Genomic DNA, 4,138 nt, shown 5'->3' on the forward strand with positions numbered 1-4,138 from the left:
GTTCATCTGCAATATCTGGACAAAAGAGCCTGAGCGCTTCAGACTCAATCCAATCCATCAAATGCCGGGACTAAACAACTAGAGGCCGCCATGCCGACGTATCACATCGAGGAAATGGAAAACGGCGAGGTCGTGCGAGCCCATCTCGCCAAAGGTGCAACCGCCGTCGAGGCGTTAAAACATGTCGTTGATCGGCCTGTATCACCTGGAGCCAGACAACCACGTTGGTTTCGTGTCGTCGATGAAAGTCAGCGCATAATCCACGAATTTAGCTTCGACTGATTTTCGGTACGTCCCGATTCCCGCTGAATACGCATCTCTTTCAGCTTAGCCGTCTTTGCATCACGCGCTTGCCGTTCCGCGTCTTGGATTGCCCTGGATTCGCGGTCCGCTCTTGCAATCTTCTCCTTGTCGATCGATCGGCGTTTCATGCTAGCGCCTCCCTACGAATTTTGAGCCCAAAAAATGTATTTTGCTCAAAAAGGTTCCGCATCTTATTTGATGGTGACGGCGCAAGTTGGTCGGAAGCCGGAACAAGCGAACCGAGGAGGGAGCCATGCAACTCCACACGCGTGGGTTGGAGATGGTCTACGAGCTTTCGACTGCCGCTGACCACCTTCAATCAATGAAAGAGGAGGACGTGATCGCGCTGCTCCGAGAAGCGTCTGCCGTGCTCGCTGAACTGCTAAAGCGAGACGTCCCGAAAGAGCGTCAGTCCTAGCGCTGAGTTCGCAGCATACCTGGAGTGCCCCGCAAGCGAACGACGCCCCGCCAGTCCGCCCGCCGACGGGGGCGTCGCCCAAAGGACCGTTGAAGGACTGACGATCCATCTCCCGAACTTGGCGATAGCGGAGATGTTCCGAACGCATCGCATTGGCTGACTGAGCTTGGCCCACGCTCTGGGCAGGAGGCGCGGGCCGGTCAAGTTTGCCTTGGCCAGCAGCGCGTCTTGGGGTCGCATCGCCGCCGCAATCGTATAGCGGCCTGTCCAGTCGTAGCCGTGTTTGGTGATCAGCCGTATCCCATCTTCATTCTTAATCACCTGGTTGCGGTACCCATCGGATTTGATCTCATGGACACTCATCGCCCTTCGCCAGTCTGCCATGCAGACCGAGACCGACACGACCGTCGTTGTTCACCCTGGCGTGTACCAACCTAGTGCCTTCAAACGGATGATGTCGAACACCTATTTCTAGCCGCCATTATACTTTGGCCCTACGCTCTCGCTTTGTCTCTTCCCGTCCTTCAAGACTGACCTCATTCATATCCATGCGCCAGCGTGCTCACGCGTGGGCTAGAGAGCTCCCGAGGGTTGCGGCATGTCACGCGTGGCCAGCAGCCGGCACGCGCTGCAATACTCTGATCGGCGGCTGAACACGATTTAGGAGGCAGAAATGGATGCGAACAAATAACTGACAGCCGAGGAGGTTTCGGAGCGCTATCGCGAAGCTATCTCAGTCGGGACCTCGCGCAACTGGCGTGCCAAGAAAATCGGTCCGACCTTCATCAAGGTAGGCAAGACGTTTTGTATCCCATCGACAAGCTTGACGCGTGGGATCAAAAAAACTTGGTGGCATGTCGGGCATCAAACGGAGTCACCATGGTCCTCGATGAGGAATCATGATGATCACGCGCCGCTCTAATTGAAGCAGCCGCATGAATTCCGGCGAGGGATGAACATGCACTTGGCCGATGAACTGGCCCGGTAGGTGCTGCTTGATTATCTTCGGCATGTTCATCGCCAGACGCAATCCACGATCTCCCCCGCACCAGGCGATCGGGATTTCTGCTTCGACGATTGCCGGCTTCCCGATCGCGGCGATGATCGGACCCATTTCCGGACCGGGGTCATGAGAGTTATAGACGTGAGGCGCAGCCGACCTTGACAACGTAAGGAAATTTCCTTACTTGCGTGGGAGATTGAATTTGGAGCCAGCCATGGGCGCGCTGCTGAAAGAAGAAAGCACCATTACCGCGAAGGGTCAGACGACCGTTCCCAAAGCTGTCAGGCAGGCTTTGGGCGTGGATTATGGCGGGCGCATCGCCTTTTTCGTCGATGACCAGCGCCGGGTCTATGTCGAGAAGGCGACCGAAGAGACCAGCGATCCAGTTGTCGATCGCTTTCTTGAATTTCTGGCGAAAGACATGACCAAGCACCCGGGCACGTCCGTTGTCGCGCTGCCCGCTAGCCTGCGGGATCGCATGGCGGCGCTTGTCGGGGACATGGACGTTGACCTCCATGCCGAGATCGACGGGGACGTCGCACTCTAGCCATGCTCACCGTCAATGGCTGGACCATTCTCGCGCATCCCCTCTTTCTCGATCAGTTGGAAAAGCTGACCGAGGCCGTCGAGGCGTTAAAGGCAAAGAAGCCGGATGAATACCAGAAGAACGCGAGCACCAAGCTTTTGGCCGCCTTGAACAAGCTTGTGTTCCAGACGATCCCGGCCGATCCGACCGCAACCGTCTACCGGCAAGGCTCGACGCTCGGTGAGGCGCATAAGCACTGGTTCCGGGCGAAATTCGGCAACGGTCGCTTTCGCCTGTTCTTCCGCTACGACTCGACCGCAAAAGTCATCATCTTCGCTTGGGTGAACGATGAAATCACCTTGCGAACCTATGGCGCGAAGACCGACGCCTACAAGATTTTCAAGGGGATGCTGGCGGATGGCAACCCGCCCGGCGATTGGGACGCGCTTCATAAGGCCACGTCCGATCCGGCCGTAGTCGACCGGCTGGAAAAAGCCTCGCCCCCGAATCCCTGACGAATATAGTGTTGAACGCTGATGGCGTTGCCCTTCGGACTGTGCTTCCGGCTGCGCCGGAATCACGCCAGCGGCGCGTTTCCGCCATTCGGTTTCATTGGCTAACGCAACCGGACGGCGACCAGAATCGGGCTCGTTTCCTCGGCATGAAGGGTATCGAGGATCGCCTCGGGATCGGTCATAACCGACGCCTCCAGATGCACCGCACATGGCGAAACCCCGTCCACACCGGACGGGGCCTTTTTTTGTCGAGCCGATTTCACTCTGCGGCGCGACCAGATGAGGGAGAACTCGCCCTGCGTTTCCGTCTCGACGACACTCGCATAGATCTGAGCGGGGAAGCTCGGATCGGTGGCACTGGCGAAGATGCGGTGGTCCGGGCCCTTTTCGTTGTCGCCTTCGGCGGGGACGAAATCGACCGTCTTGACGTCAAGGTTGAGGGTCTTGACCGAGCCCTTGAAGCCCTTTGCGGTGCTGGTGAACATGCCGATGATGGCCATTGTGGTGGTTCCTTCGGTTTGCTCGTTGCAGCTGCAGAGGGTCGGGGCTTTCGCGGAACTAACCGTTCTTCGCAAGAAAGCGAGCTTCCCGCAGGATCGATGCGCGATCGAGACCGACCAGCGAGACTATGTCACGGATTTGCTGTTCGGTAGCGCCAGATTCCCGGGCAAGGTCGCGCACGACTTGGGCCGTCAGAGTGGAACGCTCCGGCTCGTTCGCCATGCCATCCGATGCCTCATTAATGGGCAGGAGTGCGCTGGTCGCTCCCAAGCATCAACGCCCGATAATGTGCTGTTGACGATTAATCTTTGTACGCTTCCGTACAGAACTTAGCGAGTCAATTCGACGAGATGCTCGGAGGCCGGCGAGCCGTCAACCCCCGTCAACCCCTCGGCCTTGTAGCTGTCCTTGGCGGTGTAGGGATGCCGTCGAGCCGCCCGAGCGTCCTGCCCTCGCGGCGGCGCCGGTCCGAAGCTTCGGCCTCCTCGAACATCTTCGGGTTGAGGATGGGCACGGCGTTGAGTGCGATGCCGTGGCGGTCGTAATGGGCGATGCGCCTGAGAAAAGCGGCCACCACTTCGACGCTGGTGACGGTGCCGTCTTCCAGCGCGCGGCGCAGATCGGCGATCGAGGCTTCGACTAGGCGGCGGGTGGGCATGGTGGAGTGGGACGCTGATTGGTAGGTTTATCTGTCCGCCGAGGATGACGGGGGGCACGTAAGTTGTACAGTTGAGTTCGTCAGACTGGACGCGCCGGTGCGACAGCGCCCCTGTCACCTTCGACGACAATGGGGACTAGAGCAGAATCTGATCACTCAGGCTCGTAACCTGCGGCGCTGAAGTAGTTTGTGCATTCCTCGGCGGTGAAGCGGG

General features: G+C 58.4%; 7 protein-coding genes and 2 pseudogenes. 4 read left to right on the forward strand and 5 right to left on the reverse strand.

Going from position 1 to position 4,138, the window contains the following annotated elements:
- Nucleotides 1-248: 248 nt before the first annotated feature.
- Entirely contained in the window at nt 249-431 is a 183-nt protein-coding gene (locus FJ958_RS31260) for a hypothetical protein (protein ID WP_140749949.1), read from the reverse strand.
- Between the two features lie 125 nt (nt 432-556).
- On the opposite strand from FJ958_RS31260, the gene FJ958_RS31780 reads away from it, so the two are divergent.
- Nucleotides 557-721: a hypothetical protein gene (locus FJ958_RS31780; RefSeq protein WP_181176589.1), complete on the forward strand. Its 165-nt coding sequence runs from the start codon at nt 557-559 to the stop codon at nt 719-721.
- A gap of 691 nt (nt 722-1,412) precedes the next feature.
- Nucleotides 1,413-1,624, forward strand: a pseudogene (locus tag FJ958_RS32380) (DNA-binding protein).
- On the opposite strand, the gene FJ958_RS31275 reads toward FJ958_RS32380, so the two are convergent.
- Nucleotides 1,596-1,835, reverse strand: coding sequence for a hypothetical protein (locus tag FJ958_RS31275; protein WP_140749951.1), 240 nt, complete (start codon nt 1,833-1,835; stop codon nt 1,596-1,598). The pseudogene FJ958_RS32380 and the gene FJ958_RS31275 overlap by 29 nt on opposite strands.
- A gap of 103 nt (nt 1,836-1,938) precedes the next feature.
- Here FJ958_RS31275 and FJ958_RS31280 point away from each other — a divergent pair, with 103 nt between their 5' ends.
- Nucleotides 1,939-2,271, forward strand: a complete 333-nt coding sequence (locus FJ958_RS31280) for a type II toxin-antitoxin system PrlF family antitoxin (protein WP_140749954.1) — start codon at nt 1,939-1,941, stop codon at nt 2,269-2,271.
- A 2-nt stretch (nt 2,272-2,273) separates the two neighbouring features.
- Nucleotides 2,274-2,765, forward strand: a complete 492-nt coding sequence (locus FJ958_RS31285) for a type II toxin-antitoxin system YhaV family toxin (RefSeq protein ID WP_140749957.1) — start codon at nt 2,274-2,276, stop codon at nt 2,763-2,765.
- Between the two features lie 263 nt (nt 2,766-3,028).
- Here the strand turns inward: FJ958_RS31285 and FJ958_RS32385 are convergent.
- The 3 genes and pseudogenes from FJ958_RS32385 to FJ958_RS31295 all read right to left on the reverse strand — a co-directional run.
- Nucleotides 3,029-3,265, reverse strand: a pseudogene (locus tag FJ958_RS32385) (DUF736 domain-containing protein); the annotation flags it as partial.
- A gap of 58 nt (nt 3,266-3,323) precedes the next feature.
- The gene (locus FJ958_RS31785; RefSeq protein WP_181176590.1) at nt 3,324-3,488 is read right to left on the reverse strand and encodes a hypothetical protein; all 165 of its coding nucleotides are present in this window, start codon (nt 3,486-3,488) and stop codon (nt 3,324-3,326) included.
- Between the two features lie 160 nt (nt 3,489-3,648).
- Nucleotides 3,649-3,924, reverse strand: coding sequence for a hypothetical protein (locus FJ958_RS31295; RefSeq protein WP_246677063.1), 276 nt, complete (start codon nt 3,922-3,924; stop codon nt 3,649-3,651).
- Nucleotides 3,925-4,138: the final 214 nt, after the last annotated feature.

This window comes from Mesorhizobium sp. B2-3-5 (genome assembly GCF_006442395.1).
Lineage (GTDB): Bacteria > Pseudomonadota > Alphaproteobacteria > Rhizobiales > Rhizobiaceae > Mesorhizobium.